This window comes from Niallia sp. MER 6 (assembly GCF_023714395.1).
In the GTDB taxonomy this organism is placed as follows: Bacteria; Bacillota; Bacilli; order Bacillales; family Cytobacillaceae; genus Niallia.
Genome location: NZ_JAMAUK010000132.1, coordinates 1 through 369 on the forward strand (window position 1 = coordinate 1; position 369 = coordinate 369).

At 37.7% G+C, this 369-nt stretch carries 1 protein-coding gene; it reads left to right on the forward strand.

Annotated features, from left to right (window positions below):
* On the forward strand, positions 1 to 369 hold a 369-nt coding region (locus tag M3600_RS28675), incomplete at both ends, for a DDE-type integrase/transposase/recombinase (protein WP_251648603.1).

A 369-nucleotide genomic window follows, 5' to 3' on the forward strand; every position in this document is an offset into this window, starting at 1 on the left:
ACTGATATCACATACCTTTCCTTCGGCAAAGGGCTAAGAGCCTATTTATCAGCAGTTAAGGACAGTTCAACTGGTGAAATTCTAGCCTATCATGTATCGGATAGAATGACCTTGGAATTGGCAACAGACACTCTCAAGAAGTTAAAGAAGAACAGAAACTTTACGTGTGCAAAAGATGCTTTCATTCATTCCGATCAAGGTGTTCATTATACAAGTCCTATCTTTCAAAAAGCAGTAAAAACATTAGGGTTACGCCAATCTATGTCAAGACGAGGAAACTGTTGGGATAATGCCCCCCAAGAATCATTCTTTGGCCATCTTAAAGATGAAACCTCTATTAAAACATGTACAAGTTTAGATGAAGTAAAA